Raw genomic sequence first — 24,035 nt, 5'->3', positions numbered from 1 at the left:
ACTCAGTCTCCTTGAATATCGGATTCAGATATCGGTTGTGGCTCTGCAATATTTTCAATCACTGTATAATGTAATGTTACTCTTAGATGATTCGCCTCAACCTCGTTGTGCAAAATCTTATCACTTACAATCATAGCATGTTCATCCAATTTTTTCTTTAGTTCTTTTTCAGCCATTTCTTTCGCTACTCGCAGTGCTTGTTTTTCTGTATATTCACGATTCGCTTCTTCCTCTTCACGCACAATTTCCCTTTCATAGGAAATAGGCAATATAAAACCAAACAGTTTCACATCATGTTTGACATTTTCAGTACGAGACCGCTTATACTTATCATGCTGAAATCCCCATATTTTTATTTTAACACTTCCAAGACGAAGATAATGCTCATTATATGAATTTCCTGTATACACTTGAAATGTTGTTTTTAAAGGAACTGTCACTTCAGATTCATACCACGTTTCTCCATATACAATTCCTTTAGCAGAAACAATCGTTGGATTATCCTCTTTTCCAAACATCCCTGACACAAGAAGTTGTCCCTTTTGCACATAATCATTTTTCATTACAACTGGTTTTCCAGTTTCCACAAATGTTTTTGTAATGATTGCCTCTTTTTTGGCAACTAAATTTTGTGGTTTTTGCTCTTTCTCCTTCTCCGGCTCATTTTTTTCAACAATTTTAAAATGATATGTTGTCCCCTTTATCTCTAGGCCAGCCCATGTAATCGCATTAATATTATCTGTCAAATGACGCTGAACATCTTCTACATTCGGCATTTGAAATTGCAGTCTTCCTTTTTTAATGCCCATTTTATCCAATTCTTTTATAAGAATATATTCCGTTTCCGGTTTTGCCCCTGTAATCTCGATTTTCCAGACCATATTTGATAAAGCAATCATACCGAAAAAAAAGATAAGAAAACCGATTAAAAAACCACTATTCTTAAGCAAACGCTTATTCCAAAACGGAAAACCGAAACGTCCAATAAAGTATAGCTTACATTCATTTTTTCGATAGATCGGTCTCAGTCGCTTCACATCACGAAGCAACATACAAAATACTAATGTATCTTCTGCAATCTTCTTTACATCCCATACGACTAAATTTCTGCGCACACATTCATTAATAAAACGCTCCGCTCCTCTACCTTCAATTCGAACCTTCACATACCCAAGCCATCGTGTGAACCATTGATTTTTCATCGTCCGTTCCACTACCTTTCTCAAAAGCACAAATGTTACGCCACTATTTTCGTAGTGCTTTCTTCAGCTTTTAACATTCAAATAGCTCGTACGAAACGAAATAAGAAGAAAAACTTCACTAATGGAAGTTTCATTATAATTTATCTTTCTTCTCATTTTCTAAAAACGTTACTTGTTCAATAATCCCTTCAAGCAAAAGCTCTTCTGGAAGAATTGTTTTAATAACAAACGATTGCCCTTTTATTAATAGTTGACCATGTTTTAATAACAACCGCACTTCTTTATCTGTAAATACTAATAACCCTCGATGATTTTCTATATAAATATGTACTTGCCCGACAAGGGTAATACGAGGTAGATCCATTAGTACATCCACTGGTAGGTCTATTTGCTTTGTTAGCCAATTTTTCATTTGCACTAATTTCTTCATCTCCAAGACCCCCCTCTCATCCCATATGTATGAAAAAAGAGCTTGTAATATCACGTCCAAAAAGAAAAAAGCATAAAAAAACGTCTCATTTCTCATGAGACGCTTTTTTATGCTAATAGCTGTGCAACCAGCTTATTCACTTGTGATCCGTCTGCTTTACCTTTTACTTTCGGCATAACAGCACTCATCACTTTACCCATATCTGCCTTAGAAGCAGCACCAACTTCAGAAATAACTTGCTTAACTACATTCACTAGCTCTTCTTCTGTTAGTTGTTCAGGTAAATACGTATTTAAAATCTGAATTTCATTTTGCAGTTTATCAACAAGGTCATCACGACCCGCTTTTTTAAATTCAAGGAGGGAGTCCTTATGCTGTTTTACTTCACGAGTTAAAACTGTTAATTCCTCTTCTTCAGTAAGAGTATGTTGCAGTTTAATTCCTTCATTTTGCAAAGCAGCCTTAACCATACGAATAACGGTTAATTTTTCTTTTTGTTTATTCTTCATCGCTTGTTTCATATCATCGTTTAAACGACCGAGAAGACTCATAACTTACACCCTCTCTTAGAATTTACGCTTTCTTGCCGCTTCAGACTTCTTCTTACGTTTTACACTTGGTTTTTCATAAAACTCGCGCTTTCTTGCTTCAGCAAGTGTACCAGTTTTAGAAACCGATCTTTTAAAACGGCGAAGTGCATCCTCCAAAGACTCGTTTTTACGAACGACTGTTTTTGACATTCTCTTTCCCTCCCTCCGAAACATCACACTTACATACTAACTTCAGCATGCAAAAAGAAACACTTCTTCAGCATGTCTTTTACGATTATAATACATTTTGTTACTTCAGGTCAACTATTTGACAGAATAAAAGAAGAGTAGATGCCCTTCTTCTATCTAAATTTGTTCAAATCATACATTACAGCTAATGTATATTTTATTTTTTGAACAATTCAATCCATCTAGCTATAATAGCTAGATGGATTCGTTTCTTTTACCTTCCATACAAGAAGATAACAAGCTTATCAGATAGGACTAAACAGTCGGCTCCGCTTTTAAATTAATAATCCGTTGTTGCTGTTTTCCCACTTACTAGTGCAACACCAGCACTTGTACCAATACGTGTTGCTCCCGCTTCTACCATCGCGTCCATATCTTCTCCGTTACGAACACCACCAGAAGCTTTCACACCGATTTCTGGCCCAACTGTTTTTCTCATTAGTGCTACATCTTCTACTGTTGCCCCGCCCGTTGAGAAGCCAGTCGATGTTTTTACAAAATCTACACCTGCTTTTACAGATAATTCACAAGCACGAACTTTTTCTTCTTCTGTTAATAAGCATGTTTCAATAATAATTTTTACAAGCGCTTTTCCTTTTGCAGCTTCTACAACCGCACGAACGTCGCGCTCTACTAATTCATCATTTTTATCTTTTAATGCACCAATATTAATTACCATATCAACTTCTGTTGCACCTTTTGCAATTGCATCTTGCGTTTCAAACGCTTTTGTTTCTGGTGTATTTACTCCAAGAGGGAAACCGATTACTGTACAAACTTTTACATCTGTATCTTTTAATAATTCTGCTGCAGTTTCAACCCAAGTAGGGTTTACACATACAGACGCGAAGTCATGTTTTTTTGCTTCCTCACATAATGTAACAATCGCTTCTTTTTTTGTATCCGGTTTTAATAATGTGTGGTCAATTAACTTTGCATAGTTCATTTTTCATATGCCCCTTTCTTCACTACACGGTTGTCTGACAACCATAACGGTTAGCATTATAGCATGGAATATTACAACTTCATATCTTAACTTCTCCAGCAAAGAAAAAAGCATGCAAACCCTTTTCGTTTGCATGCTTTTCTCTTACGCACTTGCTGATTCTTTTTTTACATCATCTTCAAGAACACGAACAAATTGCGCTTCGTTATATGGGTAACCAGCTTTTGTAATTTTCACTTTTACTAGTTTGCCGATTAATTCTTCAGATCCTTCAAACACAACTTTTAAATAGTTATCTGTATAACCTACATATAATCCTTCACGATCGCCGTCTTTGAAAGGCTCTTCTGGAATAATCTCAAGAACTTCCCCTTCAAATTGAGATGCGTATTCTTTCGCTAACTGATTCGATAATTCAATTAAACGATGAACACGATCATTTTTTACTTCTTCAGGAATTTGGTCATCCATACGAGCCGCAGGTGTTCCTGTACGTTTTGAATAAGGGAACACGTGCAATTCAGAGAAACGGTTTTCTTTAATGAAATTGTATGTTTCCATAAATTCTTCTTCCGTTTCACCAGGGAAGCCAACAATTACATCGGATGTAATTGCAAGGCCTGGTAACGCTTCTTTCAAGCGATCTAAACGCTCTTGGAAAAATTCCATCGTATACTTACGGCGCATACGTTTTAGTACAGTGTTAGAACCTGATTGTAGTGGAATGTGCAAATGACGGACAACTACTTCAGATTTATCTAATACTTCAATTACTTCATCTGAAATTTGACTCGCTTCAATTGAAGAAATACGAAGACGTTTCAAGCCATTTACCTCTGCTTCCATATCGCGAAGCAATCCAGCTAAATTGTAGTTTTTCATGTCTTCCCCATATCCACCTGTGTGAATACCAGTTAAGACGATTTCTTTATAACCTGCATCCACTAATTGCTGCGCTTGGTGAATAACTTCTTTTCCATCACGAGAACGCATTAAACCACGTGCCCAAGGAATAATACAGAACGTACAGAAATTATTACAACCTTCTTGTATTTTTAAAGATGCACGTGTACGGTCAGTGAAATACGGTACATCAAGCTCTTCATATACACGTGTTTTCATAATGTTACGGACAGCATTGATTGGTTGACGTTCTTTACGGAACTCTTCAATATACCCTAGCATTTTCTCACGATCTTGCGTACCAACAACGATATCTACGCCTGGAATCGCCATAATTTCCGCTGGAGATGTTTGTGCGTAACATCCTGTTACACAAATAACAGCGTCTGGATTTTGACGTACAGCACGTCGAATAACTTGACGGCTTTTTTTGTCTCCAGTATTTGTTACTGTACATGTATTGATTACATACACATCAGCTTTCTTTTCATATTCAGTTCTTTCATAACCACCTTGTTTAAACAATTGCCAAATTGCTTCTGTTTCATAGTGGTTTACTTTACAACCTAACGTGTGAAACGCAACAGTTGCCATTGATCATCACCCCATCAATTCAAAATGATAAGAAGCGGCACTTAACGCATAAAGCGGCGCCGTTTCTGTTCGTAAAATCCTCGGCCCTAAACTACATGGTATAAATTTATGTTCACGAAGCGCAGAAATTTCTTCCTCAGATAAACCACCTTCTGGGCCAAATACAACCAACAGTTTTTGACCACGTTCAAGTGCCGTTAAAGCCTTCGCAAAATTAGCTTTTTCGCCTTGCTTTGCTTCCTCTTCATACGCAACCAGACAAACATCATAATCACTGCTCATCGCAAGCAATTGTTTAAATGATGCCGGAGCATGTACAGCTGGAATTTCACTTCTATGCGATTGCTCTGCAGCTTCTTTCACAATTTTTTTCAAGCGCTCAACTTTTTTATCTGCTTTTTTTGCATCCCATTTTACAATAGAACGGGATGCTTGAAATGGTAAAAATGCGGCCGCCCCAAGCTCAGTTCCTTTTTGAAAAATTAACTCTAGCTTGTCTCCTTTTGGCAGTCCACTTGCAATCGTCACGAACACTGGCAGTTCACTTGACGCCTCTCCCCATTCTACAATAGCACTATCCACAAATTCACTGGTAATTTCAGCAATTGTACACATTGCTGTTTTACCGTTTACACAGCAATAAATGTGATCACCAACTGACATGCGCATCACTCTTACGATATGATGTACATCATCACCTACAATACGAATACTTGCATCATTTACATACTTCTCTTCTACAAAATAACGTTGCATCTCATCACCTTAGTAAAGTTTCGTTCCTTTCGTAAGTCCTCCCTTACGAAAAGAACGAAACGTTATCATTTTAATATAACAAACGGCAAGTCTCTCACTTCATATAGCGAGAGACTCTTTCGTTCATTATTAACATAAATTATATATTACGCATTTCGTGCAATGATTGCTACCCAATCTTCCATTCTTAACACTTCTTCAATTGTAAATCCAGCTTTTTCTAACGCCTCAGAGATTACTTTTTCTTTTGCTCCAATAATACCAGATGTAATAAATAGTCCACCCTGTTTTACAACTCTCGCTGCGTCTTCAGGGAATAGAAGAATAATTTCTGCAAGTAAATTTGCTACAATCAAATCTACTGGTCCTTCAATACCTTCTAATAAACTATTTTGTCCGACAGATACGATACCGTCCGTTTTATTTAAACGAACATTCATCTCCGCACTTTCAACTGCAACTGGATCTAAATCATACGCTTGAACAGATGCTGCACCTAATTTTGCTGCAGCAATACTTAATACACCAGAACCTGTTCCAACATCAATTACGGTATTACCTGGCTGCACTGTTTTCTCTAACGCACGAATACACATCGTTGTTGTTGGATGTGTCCCTGTACCAAATGCCATCCCTGGATCTAATTCAATAATTTTTTCATCTGGAGAAGAAGGTATATATTCTTCCCAAGTTGGCACAATTGTGAATGTATCAGAAATTTGAACTGGATGATAATATTTTTTCCAAGCAGTAGCCCAGTCTTCCTCATCGACTTCATTAATCGTAATATTTCCTGTACCAATTTCGATGTCGAAAGATGGAAGTACATCAATAGATGATTTTACACTCGCAACTGTTTCATGTAAAGAATCCGTTTGTGGAAAATATGCTTTTATTAACACACCATCTTCTGGATATTCAGATGGATTGAGCGCATAAATTTCACCATACTGTTGCTCACGCTCTTTTGTTAACTCTGCCGGGTCTTCAATCGCTACACCGCTAGCACCTGCTTCGTGTAAAATATGAGAAACAGCTTCTACTGCTTCCTCTGTTGTATGAATACTAATTTCTGACCATTTCACAATTTACCAACTCCATTTTTTATTTCCATTATTCCCCTTTAAAAGCTCGTTTAAGCTTTCCAAATAGGCTATCATCTTGATCTTCTTGTCCTGCAAATTCACGTAATAATTCTTTTTGATGTGATGTTAATTTCGTTGGTACAACAACACGAACAACTACATATTGATCACCTTGGCCATATCCACGTACATTTGGAGCGCCTTTTCCTTTTAGGCGGAATTCCGTTCCTGTTTGCGTTCCTGCTGGTATTTTCAATTTCACTTTTCCATGAACAGTTGGAACTTCCACTTCAGCACCAAGCGCTACTTGCGTGAATGTTAATGGCATTTCACAAATAATATGATCGCCATCACGCTCGAAGAACTCATGGTCTCTTACATGAACAACAACATATAAATCACCAGCCGGCCCACCGTTTACACCTGCTTCACCTTTACCAGACACACGGATTTGTTGACCATTATCAATACCCGCTGGAATTTTAACGTTAATTTTTTTACGTTTACGTACTTTTCCAGAGCCATGACATGTTGTACATTTCTCTTTAATCATTTGGCCTGTTCCTGAACAATGTTTACACGCTTGACGATTTACAATACGACCAAATGGTGTATTTTGTTCTACGCTCACTTGACCTGTTCCTGAACAATGTTTACATGTTTCTTTTGAAGTTCCTGGTTTCGCCCCAGCGCCTTGACATGTGTCACATGGGTCTTCAACTGGAATTTCAACATTTAATTCCTTACCAAAAATCGCTTCTTCAAAGTTTAAAGTAACTTGATATTGCAAGTCAGCACCTTGACGCGGTGCATTTGGATCACGGCGTCTGCCGCCACCTCCGCCAAAGAATGAGCTGAAAATGTCTTCAAATCCGAATCCACCACCAAAGTCTCCACCGCCGAAGCCCTGATTTGGATCAGCATGACCAAATTGATCGTACTGCGCACGTTTCTGATCGTCACTTAAAACTTCATACGCTTCTTGTACTTCTTTAAACTTTTCAATTGCATTTTCTTCTTTGCTTACGTCTGGATGGTATTTTTTAGCCAAACGACGGTATGCTTTTTTGATTTCATCTTTTGAAGCGCCCTTGCTAAGGCCGAGCACCTCATAATAATCTCTTTTATTCATAAATTTGTAACCCCCGAATCTTTCACATAAACGTAATTTTAACACCGAAAGAAAGTGCTTTGCAACAAAGTTTCCTCACTTACAGTATGCAAAAAGAAAAACTTAAGACTCTCATATGAAAGAGCTAACCTGCCCGAAGCACTTTCTTCATTCATGAAAAAAGCCAAAGCCAAGGCACGCTTGACTTTGACTTTTTGTCATCTTACTTATGTTTTTTTACTTTATTACTTATCTTCTTTTACTTCTTCAAACTCAGCGTCAACTACGTTGTCATTTTTTGCACTAGCGTTACCTTGTGTACCTTCTGCTTGCTGAGCACCAGCAGCTGCTTGAGCTTGTTCATATAATTTTACAGTAAGTTGTTGTACGATTTCTTGAAGTGCATCTTTTTTCGCACGAATTTCATCAAGATCATTTTTCTCGATTGCCGCTTGTAATGCTTCTTTTGCTTCTGTTGCTTTCGCTACCTCAGCTGCATCTACTTTACCTTCTAAATCTTTTACAACTTTATCTGTTTGGAATACAAGTTGGTCAGCTTCATTACGAAGTTCAACTTCTTCCTTACGCTTTTGGTCAGCATCAGCATTTGCTTCAGCTTCTTTTACCATACGATCTACTTCTTCATCAGAAAGACCTGAAGAAGATTGGATTGTAATTGTTTGTTCTTTACTTGTTCCTAAGTCTTTTGCACGTACATTTACGATACCGTTCGCATCAATATCGAATGTTACTTCGATTTGCGGAATACCACGTGGTGCTGGTGGGATATCTGTTAATTGGAAGCGACCTAGTGTTTTGTTGTCAGCTGACATTGGACGCTCACCTTGCAATACGTGAATGTCTACTGCAGGCTGGTTATCAGCAGCAGTTGAGAACACTTGTGACTTACTTGTTGGAATTGTTGTGTTACGCTCGATTAACTTCGTGAATACGCCACCCATAGTTTCGATACCTAAAGAAAGTGGAGTTACGTCTAATAATAGAACGCCTTTTACATCACCAGTAAGTACACCGCCCTGAACTGCAGCACCTAACGCTACAACTTCATCAGGGTTAACGCCTTTATATGGTTCTTTACCAGTTTCACGTTTAATTGCTTCTTGTACAGCTGGGATACGAGTAGAACCACCAACAAGAATAACTTTATCTAATTCACTTGGAGAAAGACCAGCATCTTTTAATGCACGACGAGTTGGCTCTAATGTTCTTTCAACAAGGTTAGCTGAAAGTTCTTCGAATTTCGCTCTTGTTAAGTTTAATTCTAAGTGTAATGGACCAGCAGCCCCAGCACTAATGAATGGTAATGAAATTTGTGTTTGTGTTACACCTGAAAGATCTTTTTTCGCTTTTTCAGCTGCATCTTTCAAACGTTGAAGTGCCATTTTATCTTGACTTAAATCAATGTTATTTTCTTTTTTGAATTCAGCTACTAAATGATCGATGATAACTTGGTCAAAGTCGTCACCACCAAGACGGTTGTCACCCGCAGTTGAAATAACTTCAAATGTTCCATCTGCTAACTCAAGAATAGATACGTCGAATGTACCGCCACCTAAGTCATATACTAGAACTTTTTGTTCTTCGTCTTGTTTTTCTAAACCGTAAGCAAGCGCAGCTGCTGTTGGTTCATTAATAATACGTTCTACTTCTAAACCAGCAATACGGCCAGCGTCTTTTGTTGCTTGGCGTTCTGCATCGTTGAAGTATGCTGGCACTGTGATAACAGCTTTCGTTACTGTTTCACCTAAGTACGCTTCAGCAGAAGCTTTTAAGTTTTGTAAAATGATTGCAGAAATTTCTTGAGGTGTGTAGTTTTTACCTTCAACTTCTACTTTGTAGTCTGTACCCATATGACGTTTAACAGACATGATTGTATTTGGGTTTGTAATCGCTTGACGCTTCGCTACTTCCCCAACTTGACGCTCTTCATTTTTGAAAGCCACAACAGAAGGTGTTGTACGGTTCCCTTCTGGATTTGGAATAACCTTTGGTTCTCCACCTTCCATAACAGCTACACAAGAGTTTGTTGTACCTAAGTCAATACCGATAATTTTACTCATGGCGAAACCTCCTACATTTATGTAAATTATTGATTTACTTTTACCATTGATGGGCGAATCACACGGTCTTTCAGTTTATAACCTTTTTGGAATTCTTCCACAACCGCGTTTGATTCAAACTCGCTGTCTTCTACTTGCATAACAGCTTGATGTTCATGCGGATCAAACTGTTTACCAACAGCTTCAATCGCTTCAACACCTTCTTTAGTCAGCGCTTCTAGCAATTGACGATATACCATTTCCATCCCTTGTAATAAGGACTTCATCTGCTCGTCGCTCGCTTCCACTTGCATCGCTCTTTCAAAGTTATCAAGAGCTGGCAAAATATCTGACACAAGGCTTTGCGATCTATATTTTTCAGCCGCTTGCTTATCCAGTTGAACACGGCGCTTATAGTTTTCAAAATCAGCTTGTAGACGTAGTGTGCGACCTTCCGTTTCCGTCAATTTCGCTTGCAATCCATCTACTTTTTCTTGTAAAAGAGCCGCTTCACTTTTTTCTTCTACTACAGTTTCTTCACTGTTTTCTGCTGTAATAGATTCCTCAGTTTGCGTTTCTTTCGCTTCTTCAACTACTTGTTCGTTACGCTCTTCCACAACTTTCACCTCCTTAAAAGGCACCAGAGCTCATGCTTAACATGAGCGTCCAAGCATAGTTTTTATGTTACACACCAGCAATGACAATGTTCATCGCTCGAGTGAATTTATTATTTTGATTTATACAATCCATTTAGCCCATCTGTAAATTGTCTTGAAAACAATTGTAACAGACTAATTACGCGAGAATACTGCATTCTCGTTGGACCTAGGATCGCGATTGTTCCAATCTGTTCTTCGCCAATGGAATAGGTTGCAGAAATTAAACTACAATCTTCCATAGCCGTCGAAGAATTTTCTCGACCGATTTTCACTTGAATCCCGACTTGTTTATTACGCAAAATATCGTAAAATTCAGCTTCATTATCAATCATAGTCAGCAAGGAGCGTACCTTTTGAATGTCGTGAAACTCCGGCTGCGAAAGCATATTCGCTTTCCCCCCAAAGTATATCTTTTCCGACAAGGGAACTTGAAATGTACCATCTAACATTTTTATTGCACTATCATAGTTGTGGACATACCCACGTAGAACCGTCACAATCTCTTTTAAAATTTTATTATGCAACTCCGCCATCGGCACACCAGATAGCTTTTCGTTTAAAATATTAACCATTTTTTCTAAATCTGATAAATCAACAGATTCCGGAACGGTAATCGTTTTGCTTTGTACATGACCTGTATCTGTTACAATAATGGCGACTGCTGTTTGATGATCCAGCGGAACAATTTGTACATTCTTTAATTTATTTGCACTCACTTTCGGTCCAAGAACAATTGCCGTATAATTTGTGAGCTCTGATAAAATTTGAGCGGATTGCTGTGCAATTTTTTCCGCTTCAAAAATTCTTTCAGCAAATAAATCCTTAATCTGTACAACATCCTCATTCGATAAATGTTGTGGTGCTAAAAGATGGTCTACATAAAATCGATATCCTTTTTCTGAAGGAACACGTCCAGAAGAACTGTGTGTCTTTTCGATAAATCCCAGTTCCTCTAAATCAGCCATTTCATTTCGAATCGTAGCTGAACTAAATGTAATTTCATCTTTTTTAGCCAACGTTCTTGACCCAACAGGTTGCGCTGATCCAATAAAGTCATCAATAATTGTTTGTAAAATCAAGAGCTGACGTTCCGTAAGCATCTCATCATCACCTCTGTTAGCACTCTTTGTCTTCGAGTGCTAAATCTATTAATAACTTACCAAAATTGACATTCAATTGTCAACGGAAACGTCACAAAATAGAGAAACTTTTTCATACCTACTGAACATTTAATTAATCAATTAAAAACGACTGAAATACTTCATTCCCTAATAACTTACCTTGTCTCGTCAAACAAACATGGTTACCTTTATCCTGAAGCAATCCATATTCCTTGTTGGATAATAACTGCTTTGCAAAAATCTCATCCATTTCGACACCAAATTTCTTTTGGAATGTAAGCTTAGAAACGCCCTTTGTTTTCCGAAGCCCTAAAAATAGTTCTTCTTCCATTCTTTCTTTTCTTGTTACTTCGTGGACGTCTAAATAAGGGAAGCCTGTCTCATCAATTTTAGAGAAATATTGCTTTAACGGGCCAACATTTTGAATTCGTTCTCCGTTTACATAACTGTGAGCACCAGCTCCAAAACCATAATACTGTTCATTATTCCAGTATGTGAGATTATGTCTACTTTCATAGCCTTCTTTTGAAAAATTACTGATTTCATACTGTTTATAGCCATGATTTTCCATTTCATCCATTACTATTTCATACATTCTTGCTTCATGCTCTTCCCCTGGAAGTCTTAATTTTCCTTTGTTCATTAAATTATAAAAAATCGTTTTCGGTTCAACAATTAAGGAATATGCAGAAAAATGCTGAACTCCTAACGTAAAAGCAATGTCCAACGTTTCTTTCACATCTTCTATCGTTTGCCCTGGTAATGCATAAATTAAATCCACATTAATATTCGTAAAGCCTACTTCCTGCGCTTCACGAATCGCTACAAATGCATCTTCCCTCGTATGCTTACGTCCAATTTTCTGAAGTAATTCATCTCGAAATGTTTGCACACCAAAGCTAATTCGATTGACACCACCATCTAATAGCAGGTTCAACTTTTCTTTTGGCAAATCTCCAGGATTTGCTTCAAACGTCAATTCACAGTTTGGAGCGAACGGACGTAAACGGCGATTAATAATATCTAACAGCTTTTTTGTCTGCTCCACATTTAATGCCGTTGGTGTCCCGCCCCCAACAAAAATCGTTTTCATATTTTCAAACGGCACCTTTTGAACCGTATTTATAATTTCTTTCTCTAAATACTCTAAATATTGATCAACAGGCTGACGTTCAATAAATACTTTATTAAAATCACAATAGTGACAAATATGCTGACAAAACGGAATATGAATATATGCAGCTTGCATTAAACTAGACTCCTACCTTTCTAAAAAGAAAACCTCCGCACTTCGGAGGCTCCTTTACTTCTGTAACGTGTTACGAATTTGTTCCATTCGCATTTTTCCCCAATCATACATCATTTCGACGATTGGTAAAAGCGTCATACCTAAATCAGTCATAAAGTACTCTACCCGCGGAGGTACTTCTGGATATACTGTCCGATCAATGATTCCATCTTCCATTAATTCTTTTAATTGATTAGATAAAACCTTATGAGAAATGTTTGGGAATAGTCGTTGTAACTCACTAAAGCGATGCGACCCTTCTACACCTAGATGCCACAAGATTACAACTTTCCACTTTCCGCTAATAATAGAAAGCGTCAATTCTTTTTCACAATTAAAATCACCGTTTTGTATTTTTTCTTGAATATCTTTTCGAATATTTTCAGACATCAATAGTCTCCTAACTCTATATCACTGTTGTTTCTTACAATAAAAAGCATCCTCACCATTGTAAAGGAGAGATGAAAAGATGTCTAAAAAAGTAATCCTACGTACAAAAAGAAGCCGCACAAACGGCTTCTTTTTTATTAGTTATCGTCCATTTTTAATACAGCCATGAATGCTTCTTGTGGCACTTCTACAGAACCAACAGACTTCATACGTTTTTTACCTTCTTTTTGTTTATCAAGAAGTTTACGTTTACGAGAAATGTCACCACCATAACATTTTGCAAGTACGTTTTTACGCATCGCTTTAATTGTAGAACGCGCTACAACTTTGTTCCCAATTGTCGCTTGAATTGGTACTTCAAACTGTTGTCTTGGAATTAATTCTTTTAATTTTTCTACAATTACTTTACCACGATCATAGGCTGAATCGCGATGTACAATGAATGATAAAGCATCGACTTGTTCATTATTTAATAAAATATCCATCTTCACAAGTCTAGACGGTTTGTAACCGATTAACTCGTAATCAAATGATGCATACCCTTTCGTATTAGACTTCAATTGATCAAAGAAGTCGTATACGATTTCAGAAAGTGGGATCTCATATGTTAACGTAACACGTGTTTCATCTAAATATTGCATATCAAGGAATGTACCACGTTTCCCTTGGCAAATTTCCATTACAGCACCAACGTAATCATTTGGAACCATAATCGTCGCTTTTACAAACGGTTCTTCCACACGGTCAATAGATTGCGGATCTGGCATGTTAGATGGGTTATCAACAATAAGATCTTCACCGCTCGTTAAATATACTTTATAAATAACACTTGGCGCCGTTGTAATTAAATCAATCTTAAATTCACGTTCAATACGTTCTTGAATGATTTCCATGTGAAGTAACCCTAAGAAGCCACAACGGAAACCGAATCCTAATGCTTGAGATGTTTCTGGCTCAAATTCAAGAGCAGAATCATTCAATTCAAGTTTTTCTAATGCATCACGTAAATCGTTATAACGCGCCGAATCGATTGGATATAAACCACAGAATACCATTGGGTTTAATTTACGATAACCTGGTAATGGTTCTGCTGCTGGACGTTTCGCATGTGTGATTGTATCACCAACGCGTGTGTCTCCTACATTTTTAATAGATGCTGCTAGGAATCCTACATCACCTACTGTTAACTCTTCACGCTGCGTTGTTTTCGGTGTAAATACACCTACTTCTGTTACCTCAAATTCTTTACCAGTTGCCATCATACGTACTTTATCGCCAACTTTTACTGTACCGTTCACAACACGGATATACGCAATTACACCGCGATATGGGTCATATAAAGAGTCAAAAATCATACATTGAAGTGGCTCTTCCGGGTCACCTTCTGGAGCTGGTACTTTTTCAACGATTTGTTCTAAAATATCTTCAATCCCAATTCCAGCCTTTGCGGAAGCAAGTACAGCTTCTGATGCATCTAAACCAATTACATCTTCTACTTCTTGACGAACACGCTCTGGGTCAGCACTTGGCAAATCGATTTTATTAATAACCGGTAAAATTTCTAAATTATTATCAAGCGCTAAATACACGTTCGCTAACGTTTGCGCTTCAATACCTTGCGCTGCATCGACAACAAGGATAGCACCTTCACAAGCCGCTAAACTACGAGATACTTCGTACGTAAAGTCGACGTGCCCTGGTGTATCGATTAAGTGAAGAGTATATTCTTCACCGTTTTTTGCCGTATACGTTAATTGAACTGCATTTAATTTAATTGTAATACCACGCTCACGCTCTAAATCCATAGAGTCAAGTAATTGAGCTTTCATTTCGCGCTGTGTTAACGCATTTGTTTTCTCCAAAATACGATCTGCCAACGTTGACTTTCCGTGGTCAATATGAGCAATGATGGAGAAGTTACGAATGTTGGACTGTCTTTTTGCTCTTTCTTCTTTATTCATCTATGTTCTCAACTCCTAATAGTCTCGCCAATATACACTAGCACTGATTATATCAATAGAGCAGCAAAGATTCAATGAAAACTCGTGCTGCTTATAAGACAAATCTTCCTCTCTTTATCTTATGCGAGCAGATCAAACGAGACAAACCTTTTTATAACAAAAAAATGGTTGTCTTACAAAATGATAAGACAACCTCTGTTTATTCTCCCAATTGGCTAAAAATATCTTTTATTTTCCCAATTACTATATCTGTACTAAACTTAGCGATACTTCGAACAAATTCTGCGATTCCCATTCCCAGTCCTTCTACAACATTAAAACTTCTGAGACTTTCTAACTGTTTTTGTTTTTCACTTGCTGAAAATGTACCTCCTAAAATTTCTAAATCAACATTTTCACTTCCAGTTCCCGTCATTCGTGCAACTTGTTCATATGTTGGCTGCCGATAGCCTTTCATGCTTTTTAAGCCATGATTAACGATTCCAATTCCGATTAGCATCACAAACAAAAACAGAATAACGCAGCACACACATTGAAGCGTAAATCTACTCAACTACTTTCGCCTCTTCTCATCAATGCGTATATGCACCTGTATTATCTTGGTCAATTTGATGATGAAGTGCAGCATTTAAACCACTCGCTATTACATTTGCCATATCTTCAATAAATGCATCTACTTCTTTCGGCGTCACCATTAAATTATGACCAAGAGGAGCTAATACTTCGTAAATTAATTTTCGTTTTTCTTCATCTTCCAATGTGCCCACTGCCCCTAAAAACATATTACGGCTTTTTTCATCCGGCATATCTTCCTCTGTTAGTTTCTTCTTTTCTCCAAATGTAAAACCTGCTGGCAATAAAGATCGAGACGGCTTATCTCCTTCTCTCATTTCACGTCCAAAATGTTTTAGGATAAAATCAATTGTATCGCTCGTAATGGAAACAGCATCTACAACCGTCGGAACGCCGATAGCAATCACAGGAATTCCTAGCGTTTCTTTACTTAGTTCTTTTCGTTTATTTCCTACACCAGATCCAGGATGAATTCCCGTATCTGAAATCTGTATCGTACTGTTTACTCGTTCAATAGACCTTGCAGCAAGCGCATCGATAGCGATAACAAAATCCGGCTTTGTTTTTTCAATGATACCGTAAATGACGTCACTTGTTTCAATCCCTGTAATCCCCATTACACCTGGACGAATTGCACTAACTGGGCGATACCCTTCCTCTACACTTTCAGGTTGTAATTTAAAAAGATGGCGTGTCACAAGCACATTCTCTACAACAATCGGACCAAGTGCATCTGGTGTGACATTCCAATTCCCTAGCCCTACAATTAAGCAGCTTGCTTCTTTGGTTATTCCAATTTCTCCTAATAAGTAAGAGAATTCTTTTGCAAAAATACGTTCCACTTTTTGCTGAAGTTCCGTATCTTGCTGGCGGATCCCTTGCACTTCAAGCGTTAAATAATTCCCGGCTTTTTTACCCATCGATTCAGAAGCACTTTCATCGATTATCACTTTCGTAATCGTAATCCCTTCTTCTTCACGCTCTTTTACAACAACACCTTCGATTCCCGTTTGTTTTTGTTGACGTTCTTGTAACATTTGATGCGCTTCTACTGCAAGGTCTGTCCTAACGCTATATTTACTTAAATCTAATGGTTCTTTCATCGTATCTCCTCCGCTTTTAATAGTAAATATCGTTAGATTTCCCAAAATTATATAAGGCCATTCTTTCCCTTACATGAAATTTCATTGATCTCGCTATTGCAATTCTCTTCTCCGTTTGATAGAATATCACTTGTTCTATGTAAGTATCGAGTCACTCGATCGCACCAGGGAGGTGAAAAGTATGGCAAACATTAAATCTGCTATCAAACGCGCTAAACTTAGCGAAGAGCGTCGTGCACATAACGCTTCTATCAAGTCTGACATGCGTTCAGCTGTTAAAACTGTAGAAGCTTTAGTTACTAATAACGATCTTGAAAATGCTAAAGAAGCTTTCAAAACTGCTTCTAAAAAACTTGACAAAGCAGCTCGTAAAGGTCTTATCCACCAAAACGCTGCAGCTCGTCAAAAATCTCGCTTAGCGAAACAAGTAAACGCGTAAGGCGTTTAAAAAACGATCCATTTGGATCGTTTTTTTATATACAAAAAAGTCCATGCAGCAGATGACATGAACTTTTTTATTTTATCCAGCTATAGCAACTAGAATCTCCGGCCATTTCACCCTCTCGATTGAAGCCAAAAACACTTCTCGGTGGGGGGCTCCAATGACCTGTGATTCTGAGCGAACTGCCTCCGCTTTTATTTTACCCAATATGATTTAAACGCATTAAGAAAAACTCCAAGACAAGCTTTTTATCCATTTTCCCTGTTTTCATACTATAATCAGCTTCAGCTAGCTCTAAAATAACTTTTTTCAATTCTTCAAACGAGAAAAATTTCGTTTGATTCATCGCCAACTTTACTCGGTACGGGTGAACACCAATATGCGAAGCAATTTGATTTTGTCCATATCCACGTTGCTGTAATTCCTTCACTTGGTACAGTAAACGAAATTGACTCACTAATAACGCCAATAATTTAATTGGTTCCTCTTGCTGCGTAAATAGTCCATCTAGAATTAGCATAGCCCCAGCAATATCTTTTTTTACTACCTTTTCTGTTAACGCAAACACATTTTGTTCAACCGATTTTGGTACCAGTTCCGCTACAAGCCCTGTTGTAATTTCTCCACCTATACCAACATAAAGGGTCAACTTGTCCATTTCCTTTGCTAGCATCGTTACATTGCTTCCTACAAGCTCCAATAGTAAACTAACAGCTGCTTCCTCAATATGTACATGCACTTCATCTACACGGGCCACAATCCATTTACGAACGTCCTGTACTTGCATCGTACTTGCTTCTACTACATCTGCCGTTTTCTTTAATAATTTTGTGATTTTTTTCCGCTCATCTAATTTTTCATAAGGAGCTACAAATACAACAATCGAAAATGGAGATGGTTCTGCAACATACTCCTCCAAAATCTTTAGATTTTGTTCTAGTTTTTCTTTTTGTGATGTTAAAAACAATGGGGATTTAACTAGTAGTATTTTACGTTCTCCAAAAAAAGGAAGCGTCCGTGCATCTTCTATTACATCTTCCAAATACGCTTCTTCTAAGTCATATGTTACAACATTAAACTCACGATCTTCTTCAGCTAGCGCTTCCGTTGTTATAAGCTTTATTGTTTCATTTATAAAATAAACTTCCGTTCCATATATTAAATAAAGTGGTGCAAACTGTTTCTTTTTAATCTTCTTATGTATATCACTCATGCTTTTTCCTACTCCCTAATTTGGCAATATATCTCTATACTAATGTGGTATCTTTTGTTTTACAAGTACAAAGGAACAGGTTTAAACTAACCCGTCCCTTTATCTATATAAAACGCCACGCAATAAGTCCCGGGATTCTTATTGGTGTGCGGTAACCACTTTACTGTTATTATTCGCAACTGCCGGATAAGTATAATTGTTAACTGTTAACATGCATGGAAATCAAATTTCCATCTTCTTTTCACATAAGATTTACCGCCTACTTCTACACACATATTCTCTATCTCCCCCGCTACTCACGTGCAGTAAGACTCTCATCTCAAAATTCAGCGAAAGCAAAAAAGTCAGATATGGGATCAATTGCCCGTAAAAACCCGATTGGTGGGGGGTAATCATCAGCGGAAGAGCAAACCCACTGATTAAAGTCTCCCTTTATCTTCATATGGAAATTGTAGATTTTTTTCTGACAATATCTTATACTAAAATGGAATGTTGGGGAGGGATTCTAAATGAATGAATTTGAGCAAAACGTTCAAAGTAAACGCAATGACGCTATTGATTCAGGGGTAGGTTTTATCGTCTCATTTGGTTTTTTCGCAACACTTTTCATTATTGCAACAATTATTAAATTTATTGGTTCTTAAAGGCTGCTGCTTGCGGCCTTCTTTTTTTCACTTCACCTTTTCTGTGCTTCATCATATGTTAGTTTACTTTGAAACGTTCCTCTTTCGCCTTCAAAAACATAGGAAATAGCTCCTTGCTTGTCTGTTCGCCATATTTCAATATCAAGTTCTAACAAACGCTCTAGCACTTGCCGATGCGGATGACCATATCGATTATGCTCTCCAGCTGAAATAATTGCCTTTTTAGGCTGAATCAGGTGTAAAAAAGAAGATGAGGACGACGTCTTACTACCATGATGCCCAACCTTTAAAATATCCGCTCGCAACTCTGGATACTGCTCTACAATTCGTCGCTCGCCTTTCTCTTCTAGATCTCCAGTAAACAGCCATATAAATCCACCTAGCTTTACCCATAACACAATAGACGAATCGTTATCCTCTTTCTCTCCTCCCTCTGGTGATAGTACAGTAAATATCGCTTCGTCTACTTGCCATCCATCCCCTTCTCCTACAATGTTTATCCTTATATTTTTTTCCTTTGCAATTTTTTTCAATTCTTTTTCGACCACAGCATCTTCTCGCTTCTTCCCAAATACGATTTCCCCTACAGTAATAGCGGATAACAATTCTTTAGCCGCTCCCATATGATCTGTATCTCCATGCGTTACAATCAACTTATCAATTTTCCGAATACCCTCTTTTTGCAAAAATGGAAGGAGAATATCGTGTCCAACAGAAAATTCATGTTTTTTCTTCTGCCATGCTTCTTTTTTTACAGGAATCGTTCCTCCTGTATCAATGAGATAGACCCCCTTTTCATACGGAAGACGAATCAAGATCGCATCCCCTTGTCCAACATCAATAAAAGTCACACTTCCGCTAGTACGGAAATAAGGCGAAATATAATGAAAAATACATATAAAGAGGAAAAACCCAACAGTCAGGAATAAAAACTTTTTTCTAACCACTCTTTCCCACACAATAAATATACTAACGATACTAAAACAATATAAAACTATAAGAAATAAAGGCGTTTGGCCAAAGGTAAAGCGAAGAAACGGGAGATTTTCACAGTACTGAAGAATATCATTAGAAATTGTTAAACATACTGATAACATTTGTGCGAGCCATTTCGCTACGAAAGGTACAAATAGTATACACGCAAAAATTACAATACTACACGGTAACACAACACAAGATAGAAGCGGGACATATAGAAGGTTGAGGAAAATACTATATGGAGAAAAATAACCAAAATGATATAACAAAATAGGAGTACTAGCAAGTTGTGAAATAACAGAAAGATAGATTGTATTTTGAATCAGACCATTATCATGCCGTAATAGCCTACTTGCTGACAGCAATAACGCAAAACTACCAACAAACGAAAATTGAAATCCAATATCAAAAGCCATATAAGGGTTATATAAAAGCATTAATACAGCCGTCATACTAAGCGCATCTAAACTCGAAACACGGATAGAATGCATTAGTGCTAGCAACAACATAACACCCGTTACAGAAGCCCTCATGACAGATGGAGACGCCCCTGCTAAAAACATATACAGCGGAATGCAAATAATGAGGCAGATTGTCGCCATTTCCCTCGTTACACCAATCCGTAGTAGAACAAAGTAGCCAATCGCCATTAATAATACAATATGTGATCCTGAAATGGCTAATAAGTGGATAAGACCAAACTGTTGGTATTGTTCTTCTACTTCAAATGTCATCAGTTGCCGATCTCCAAACAACAACGCATTCATAAACGCTCCGGATTGCCCAGGAAACATTTCTGCGACTATCGACATCGCATTTTGGCGTAATAAAAAGACCCACTGTGTAAACGTCAAAGATTTTTGGATACAATTTGAAATCTCTTTTGCTTCGAATAAAAAGTGAATCTTTTGCTTATGTAAGTAGTCACGATAGTCGAACCCGTGGAAATTCCGTGCTTCTGACGGCACTTTCATTTCTCCTTGAAATGTACAACTCATACCAGCATGTAATTTCTGCAACTGTTCTTTTTGTTCAACTGATTGAATTTTGTACATCAATTGCAACGTATCTCTATCATTGACCTCCATTTGAAAAGAGAGTCGATCACCATTTATAAGGGGTGTAGTTTGAATCACACCTTCTGTTATTTCAAAGTCTAACCCTTTTGAATGCTGATTTTTCCATTCAACATATGAGGTATAAAGGAAGCTACCGGAACATGCCAGTATGCAAAAAAAGAGGATTCGACGTGAAGTACGATATATACAAAATAGAATATAACAACAAAATAAACCAATATACAACAATTTAAAGGAGGAACAGGCAATCGCAATCCCAATAACAAACGAGATTGCAATATAGCCCCATTGTCCACGCAACTTATACTCACCCCTTATAGCGGATGTTCAAAAAATCCAGGAAAGATATCTTTCACATTTCTTCGTCTACTTCGCCAATCCGGCACTCATGTAGTTCCATCTACACTCCGCACTCTCCTGACTTCCGCGTCTCGAACTGCCAGACTCTCTTTATCCTCCTTTTGAACACGCACTTATAGTATCTCTTTTGCTCTAGCGAATACTTGTTGTAATTCATTCATTGTTAACTCATCTTTTTCTAAAGATGAAAACAGTTCTTTTAATTGCAAATGACGTTCTTGTTGCTCTAACGTTGTAATATCATATTCTAACGGAACATGTTTCACAGTGACATTTGCTTGTTCGAATAGTTCCACAGCATACGGGTGATTTTTATAGTCTTGTGCGTAATAAACAGCTGTAATACCACTTTGAATAATGGCTTTACAACATTGTAAACAAGGAAAGTGTGTAACATAAATTTCCGCACCTTCTGTTTTCGCACCAAATTTTGCACATTGCAACAGTGCATTCATTTCAGCATGAATTGTACGAACACAATGATTATCAATGATATAACACCCATCATCTATACAATGCACACCACCTGTGATTGAACCGTTATATCCACCCGCAATAATTCGCTTATCGCGGACAATTGTCGCTCCTACTGCAAGCCTTGTACACGTACTACGTAGCGATAATAAGTGACTTTGCGTCATAAAATATTGATCCCAAGAAATTCGTTCCATATCTTTTCACCTACTTTTTCATCTACTTGTAGTGTAGCGAAAGAAGAAAAAGTTCGTCAATCCTTTATGGAATAATTATTTTATCTTTTATTTTTTCAAGCGATTTCTCTCCAATGCCATCTACCTCCAATAAATCTTCCATTTTTTGAAACGGCCCATGTCCTTCTCGATATTTCAAAATATTTTCTGCTTTCCGAGGCCCAATTCCCGTTATTTTTTCGAGCTGCTCTTTTGAAGCAACATTAATTTGAATTTTCTCCTCCTGCCGCCCTGAAGGTAGATTGGCTCCTTGAACTTGCTCTCCTTTTCTCGGGACATAGAGTAACATTTGATCTTGCATAAGCTGCGCTAAGTTCACTTTTCCCATATCCGCTTCAGGTAAAAAACCACCCGCTTTTTCAATCCCGTCTTTCACGCGTGCACCCGCTCCTACCTCATATACACCTTCGCGATACACAGCACCTTTTATATCAATCATAATTGTTTTTTTCTGTCCATTTGATTCTGCTACTTTCAATTTACCTTTTCTCTCTTCGCTCTTCACATTTGTATCAAGTTTCACGGTCGGTTGCACAGCTTGTTGCTTCGTCTGCCACATAAACAGTATAAATACGACGCCAATAGCCCCTAATAAAGCAAGCCACTTCTTTTGAAAATTCCGCATAATTTTAATACCTCCAATTCATAAATTCACAACATGGTTCATATTGTTTAGGAGAAAGATGTTACGAAGGAGGGATGAAACATTGAACATAGGAATTATAGGGACAGGAAACATGGGGAATATACTAATCGATGCATTTTTAGAAACCCGTGCTGTCAAACCTTCGTGCCTTACTATTATTAATCGTACGCCTGCCAAAGCATATCATATAAAAGAGAAGTATCCTTCTGTTCATATAGCAAAGACAGTGCAAGAGGTAATTGAACGTTCAGAGCTTATTTTTATTTGCGTTAAACCTTTAGACATCTATCCAATTTTAAAAAAACACACTGCCCACTTTACTGATGAAAAATGTTTAATTTCTATTACAAGCCCCATATCAGCAGCTCAATTAGAACAGGTTGTATCTTGTCACGTCGCACGTATTATTCCGAGCATTACAAACCGCGCATTCTCTGGCGCCTCACTATTCACATTCGGGAAAAACTGTTCGAAAGAATGGGAACAAAAGTTACTTCGTTTGTTTAAAAATATTTCTACACCTATTGTGATCGGAGAAGATATTACACGAGTTTCATCTGACATTGCAAGCTGCGGACCCGCATTCTTCAGCTACTTACTACAATGTTTCATTGATGCTGCTGTGGATAAAACAAATATTACTCATGAAGAAGCAACTACTTTAGCAAGTGAAATGATTATTGGGATGGGGAAATTACTAGAAAAAGAAATTTTCACATTACCAACTCTACAAGAGAAAGTATGTGTAAAAGGCGGTGTTACAGGAGAGGGTATTCGTATTTTAGAGGATCACGTCGGAGATATGTTCCATAAATTATTCGAGCGGACACATGAAAAATACGATGAAGATTTAGAAGGCGTTGAACAACAATTTAATAAGCACACGTAAATAATACGCCACAATGATACAGAATCCTCTTAAAAACCCTTCTCTTTTTCTCATCCTATTTTTTATCAAACCCTTATTTTTAGATTTTATAGGTATTACTTTTCTACTTTTCT

24 protein-coding genes are annotated in these 24,035 nt (G+C 37.6%); 3 read left to right on the top strand and 21 right to left on the bottom strand.

Annotation, left to right across the window (positions count from 1 at the left end; all coding sequences use genetic code 11):
- Window positions 1-2: 2 nt before the first annotated feature.
- From yqfD to gpr, 17 genes are all read right to left on the bottom strand, one after another.
- A complete protein-coding gene (gene yqfD, locus BPMYX0001_RS18350; protein WP_033799102.1) occupies window positions 3-1,202 on the bottom strand; it encodes a sporulation protein YqfD in 1,200 nt (399 codons plus the stop codon).
- A gap of 133 nt (window positions 1,203-1,335) precedes the next feature.
- Complete coding sequence (yqfC, locus tag BPMYX0001_RS18345; RefSeq protein ID WP_003200641.1) at window positions 1,336-1,632, bottom strand: sporulation protein YqfC; 297 nt, start codon at window positions 1,630-1,632, stop codon at window positions 1,336-1,338.
- A gap of 107 nt (window positions 1,633-1,739) precedes the next feature.
- Window positions 1,740-2,183: a GatB/YqeY domain-containing protein gene (locus BPMYX0001_RS18340; protein ID WP_003200639.1), complete on the bottom strand. Its 444-nt coding sequence runs from the start codon at window positions 2,181-2,183 to the stop codon at window positions 1,740-1,742.
- Between the two features lie 15 nt (window positions 2,184-2,198).
- Window positions 2,199-2,372: a 30S ribosomal protein S21 gene (gene rpsU, locus BPMYX0001_RS18335; protein WP_000048061.1), complete on the bottom strand. Its 174-nt coding sequence runs from the start codon at window positions 2,370-2,372 to the stop codon at window positions 2,199-2,201.
- Between the two features lie 319 nt (window positions 2,373-2,691).
- Window positions 2,692-3,357, bottom strand: a complete 666-nt coding sequence (gene deoC / locus BPMYX0001_RS18330) for a deoxyribose-phosphate aldolase (RefSeq protein ID WP_006095987.1) — start codon at window positions 3,355-3,357, stop codon at window positions 2,692-2,694.
- A gap of 144 nt (window positions 3,358-3,501) precedes the next feature.
- Entirely contained in the window at window positions 3,502-4,854 is a 1,353-nt protein-coding gene (mtaB, locus tag BPMYX0001_RS18325; protein ID WP_003200635.1) for a tRNA (N(6)-L-threonylcarbamoyladenosine(37)-C(2))-methylthiotransferase MtaB, read from the bottom strand.
- 6 nt (window positions 4,855-4,860) lie between these two features.
- Entirely contained in the window at window positions 4,861-5,610 is a 750-nt protein-coding gene (locus BPMYX0001_RS18320) for a 16S rRNA (uracil(1498)-N(3))-methyltransferase (RefSeq protein ID WP_006095986.1), read from the bottom strand.
- A 146-nt stretch (window positions 5,611-5,756) separates the two neighbouring features.
- Window positions 5,757-6,695 (bottom strand): 50S ribosomal protein L11 methyltransferase, encoded by a 939-nt coding sequence (gene prmA / locus BPMYX0001_RS18315; protein ID WP_006095985.1) that lies wholly within the window; start codon window positions 6,693-6,695, stop codon window positions 5,757-5,759.
- A 28-nt stretch (window positions 6,696-6,723) separates the two neighbouring features.
- Complete coding sequence (gene dnaJ, locus BPMYX0001_RS18310) at window positions 6,724-7,827, bottom strand: chaperone protein DnaJ (protein ID WP_006095984.1); 1,104 nt, start codon at window positions 7,825-7,827, stop codon at window positions 6,724-6,726.
- 224 nt (window positions 7,828-8,051) lie between these two features.
- Window positions 8,052-9,887, bottom strand: coding sequence for a chaperone protein DnaK (gene dnaK, locus BPMYX0001_RS18305; protein WP_003200627.1), 1,836 nt, complete (start codon window positions 9,885-9,887; stop codon window positions 8,052-8,054).
- A 26-nt stretch (window positions 9,888-9,913) separates the two neighbouring features.
- Window positions 9,914-10,483, bottom strand: coding sequence for a nucleotide exchange factor GrpE (grpE, locus tag BPMYX0001_RS18300; RefSeq protein ID WP_018765852.1), 570 nt, complete (start codon window positions 10,481-10,483; stop codon window positions 9,914-9,916).
- Between the two features lie 110 nt (window positions 10,484-10,593).
- Window positions 10,594-11,625, bottom strand: a complete 1,032-nt coding sequence (hrcA, locus tag BPMYX0001_RS18295; protein WP_003200623.1) for a heat-inducible transcriptional repressor HrcA — start codon at window positions 11,623-11,625, stop codon at window positions 10,594-10,596.
- A gap of 133 nt (window positions 11,626-11,758) precedes the next feature.
- Window positions 11,759-12,895, bottom strand: a complete 1,137-nt coding sequence (gene hemW, locus BPMYX0001_RS18290) for a radical SAM family heme chaperone HemW (RefSeq protein WP_006095983.1) — start codon at window positions 12,893-12,895, stop codon at window positions 11,759-11,761.
- Between the two features lie 54 nt (window positions 12,896-12,949).
- Window positions 12,950-13,324 (bottom strand): winged helix-turn-helix transcriptional regulator, encoded by a 375-nt coding sequence (locus BPMYX0001_RS18285; protein ID WP_003200619.1) that lies wholly within the window; start codon window positions 13,322-13,324, stop codon window positions 12,950-12,952.
- Between the two features lie 137 nt (window positions 13,325-13,461).
- Entirely contained in the window at window positions 13,462-15,285 is a 1,824-nt protein-coding gene (gene lepA / locus BPMYX0001_RS18280) for an elongation factor 4 (protein ID WP_003200617.1), read from the bottom strand.
- A 199-nt stretch (window positions 15,286-15,484) separates the two neighbouring features.
- Entirely contained in the window at window positions 15,485-15,838 is a 354-nt protein-coding gene (locus BPMYX0001_RS18275; RefSeq protein ID WP_018782546.1) for a DUF3679 domain-containing protein, read from the bottom strand.
- 19 nt (window positions 15,839-15,857) lie between these two features.
- Window positions 15,858-16,961 (bottom strand): GPR endopeptidase, encoded by a 1,104-nt coding sequence (gene gpr / locus BPMYX0001_RS18270; RefSeq protein ID WP_006095982.1) that lies wholly within the window; start codon window positions 16,959-16,961, stop codon window positions 15,858-15,860.
- A 181-nt stretch (window positions 16,962-17,142) separates the two neighbouring features.
- On the opposite strand from gpr, the gene rpsT reads away from it, so the two are divergent.
- Window positions 17,143-17,400: a 30S ribosomal protein S20 gene (rpsT, locus tag BPMYX0001_RS18265; RefSeq protein WP_001274011.1), complete on the top strand. Its 258-nt coding sequence runs from the start codon at window positions 17,143-17,145 to the stop codon at window positions 17,398-17,400.
- 202 nt (window positions 17,401-17,602) lie between these two features.
- Here the strand turns inward: rpsT and holA are convergent, their stop codons facing one another.
- Window positions 17,603-18,616 (bottom strand): DNA polymerase III subunit delta, encoded by a 1,014-nt coding sequence (holA, locus tag BPMYX0001_RS18260; protein WP_006095981.1) that lies wholly within the window; start codon window positions 18,614-18,616, stop codon window positions 17,603-17,605.
- A gap of 509 nt (window positions 18,617-19,125) precedes the next feature.
- Here holA and BPMYX0001_RS31165 point away from each other — a divergent pair.
- On the top strand, window positions 19,126-19,260 hold the full coding sequence (locus tag BPMYX0001_RS31165; protein ID WP_001001652.1) for a YqzM family protein: 135 nt from the start codon (window positions 19,126-19,128) through the stop codon (window positions 19,258-19,260).
- A gap of 32 nt (window positions 19,261-19,292) precedes the next feature.
- Here BPMYX0001_RS31165 and BPMYX0001_RS18250 read toward each other — a convergent pair whose 3' ends face one another.
- The 3 genes from BPMYX0001_RS18250 to BPMYX0001_RS18240 all read right to left on the bottom strand — a co-directional run bounded on the left by BPMYX0001_RS18250 (window position 19,293) and on the right by BPMYX0001_RS18240 (window position 23,015).
- Window positions 19,293-21,617, bottom strand: a complete 2,325-nt coding sequence (locus BPMYX0001_RS18250) for a DNA internalization-related competence protein ComEC/Rec2 (RefSeq protein ID WP_006095980.1) — start codon at window positions 21,615-21,617, stop codon at window positions 19,293-19,295.
- Between the two features lie 173 nt (window positions 21,618-21,790).
- Window positions 21,791-22,348, bottom strand: a complete 558-nt coding sequence (locus BPMYX0001_RS18245; protein WP_003200607.1) for a ComE operon protein 2 — start codon at window positions 22,346-22,348, stop codon at window positions 21,791-21,793.
- 64 nt (window positions 22,349-22,412) lie between these two features.
- A complete protein-coding gene (locus BPMYX0001_RS18240) occupies window positions 22,413-23,015 on the bottom strand; it encodes a helix-hairpin-helix domain-containing protein (protein WP_033799101.1) in 603 nt (200 codons plus the stop codon).
- A 79-nt stretch (window positions 23,016-23,094) separates the two neighbouring features.
- Here BPMYX0001_RS18240 and comER point away from each other — a divergent pair, with 79 nt between their 5' ends.
- Window positions 23,095-23,922 carry a late competence protein ComER gene (gene comER, locus BPMYX0001_RS18235; protein ID WP_018782543.1) on the top strand — a complete coding sequence of 276 codons (828 nt, stop codon included), beginning with the start codon at window positions 23,095-23,097 and terminating at the stop codon, window positions 23,920-23,922.
- The last annotated feature ends 113 nt before the right edge of the window (window positions 23,923-24,035 follow it).

The organism is Bacillus pseudomycoides DSM 12442 (genome assembly GCF_000161455.1).
GTDB classification, from domain to species: Bacteria; Bacillota; Bacilli; order Bacillales; family Bacillaceae_G; genus Bacillus_A; species Bacillus_A pseudomycoides.
The sequence above is the reverse complement of the archived record's forward strand: the minus strand, read 5'-3'. Positions and strand labels throughout refer to the sequence as shown.

Bases quoted from the DNA above. Each gene is read 5' to 3' on its own strand.
- yqfD (WP_033799102.1), bottom strand. From the start codon at position 1,202: ATGAAAAATCAATGGTTCACACGATGGCTTGGGTATGTGAAGGTTCGA.
- yqfC (WP_003200641.1), bottom strand. From the start codon at position 1,632: ATGAAGAAATTAGTGCAAATGAAAAATTGGCTAACAAAGCAAATAGAC.
- BPMYX0001_RS18340 (WP_003200639.1), bottom strand. From the start codon at position 2,183: ATGAGTCTTCTCGGTCGTTTAAACGATGATATGAAACAAGCGATGAAG.
- rpsU (WP_000048061.1), bottom strand. From the start codon at position 2,372: ATGTCAAAAACAGTCGTTCGTAAAAACGAGTCTTTGGAGGATGCACTT.
- deoC (WP_006095987.1), bottom strand. From the start codon at position 3,357: ATGAACTATGCAAAGTTAATTGACCACACATTATTAAAACCGGATACA.
- mtaB (WP_003200635.1), bottom strand. From the start codon at position 4,854: ATGGCAACTGTTGCGTTTCACACGTTAGGTTGTAAAGTAAACCACTAT.
- BPMYX0001_RS18320 (WP_006095986.1), bottom strand. From the start codon at position 5,610: ATGCAACGTTATTTTGTAGAAGAGAAGTATGTAAATGATGCAAGTATT.
- dnaJ (WP_006095984.1), bottom strand. From the start codon at position 7,827: ATGAATAAAAGAGATTATTATGAGGTGCTCGGCCTTAGCAAGGGCGCT.
- dnaK (WP_003200627.1), bottom strand. From the start codon at position 9,887: ATGAGTAAAATTATCGGTATTGACTTAGGTACAACAAACTCTTGTGTA.
- hrcA (WP_003200623.1), bottom strand. From the start codon at position 11,625: ATGCTTACGGAACGTCAGCTCTTGATTTTACAAACAATTATTGATGAC.
- hemW (WP_006095983.1), bottom strand. From the start codon at position 12,895: ATGCAAGCTGCATATATTCATATTCCGTTTTGTCAGCATATTTGTCAC.
- BPMYX0001_RS18285 (WP_003200619.1), bottom strand. From the start codon at position 13,324: ATGTCTGAAAATATTCGAAAAGATATTCAAGAAAAAATACAAAACGGT.
- lepA (WP_003200617.1), bottom strand. From the start codon at position 15,285: ATGAATAAAGAAGAAAGAGCAAAAAGACAGTCCAACATTCGTAACTTC.
- gpr (WP_006095982.1), bottom strand. From the start codon at position 16,961: ATGAAAGAACCATTAGATTTAAGTAAATATAGCGTTAGGACAGACCTT.
- rpsT (WP_001274011.1), top strand. From the start codon at position 17,143: ATGGCAAACATTAAATCTGCTATCAAACGCGCTAAACTTAGCGAAGAG.
- holA (WP_006095981.1), bottom strand. From the start codon at position 18,616: ATGAGTGATATACATAAGAAGATTAAAAAGAAACAGTTTGCACCACTT.
- BPMYX0001_RS31165 (WP_001001652.1), top strand. From the start codon at position 19,126: ATGAATGAATTTGAGCAAAACGTTCAAAGTAAACGCAATGACGCTATT.
- BPMYX0001_RS18245 (WP_003200607.1), bottom strand. From the start codon at position 22,348: ATGGAACGAATTTCTTGGGATCAATATTTTATGACGCAAAGTCACTTA.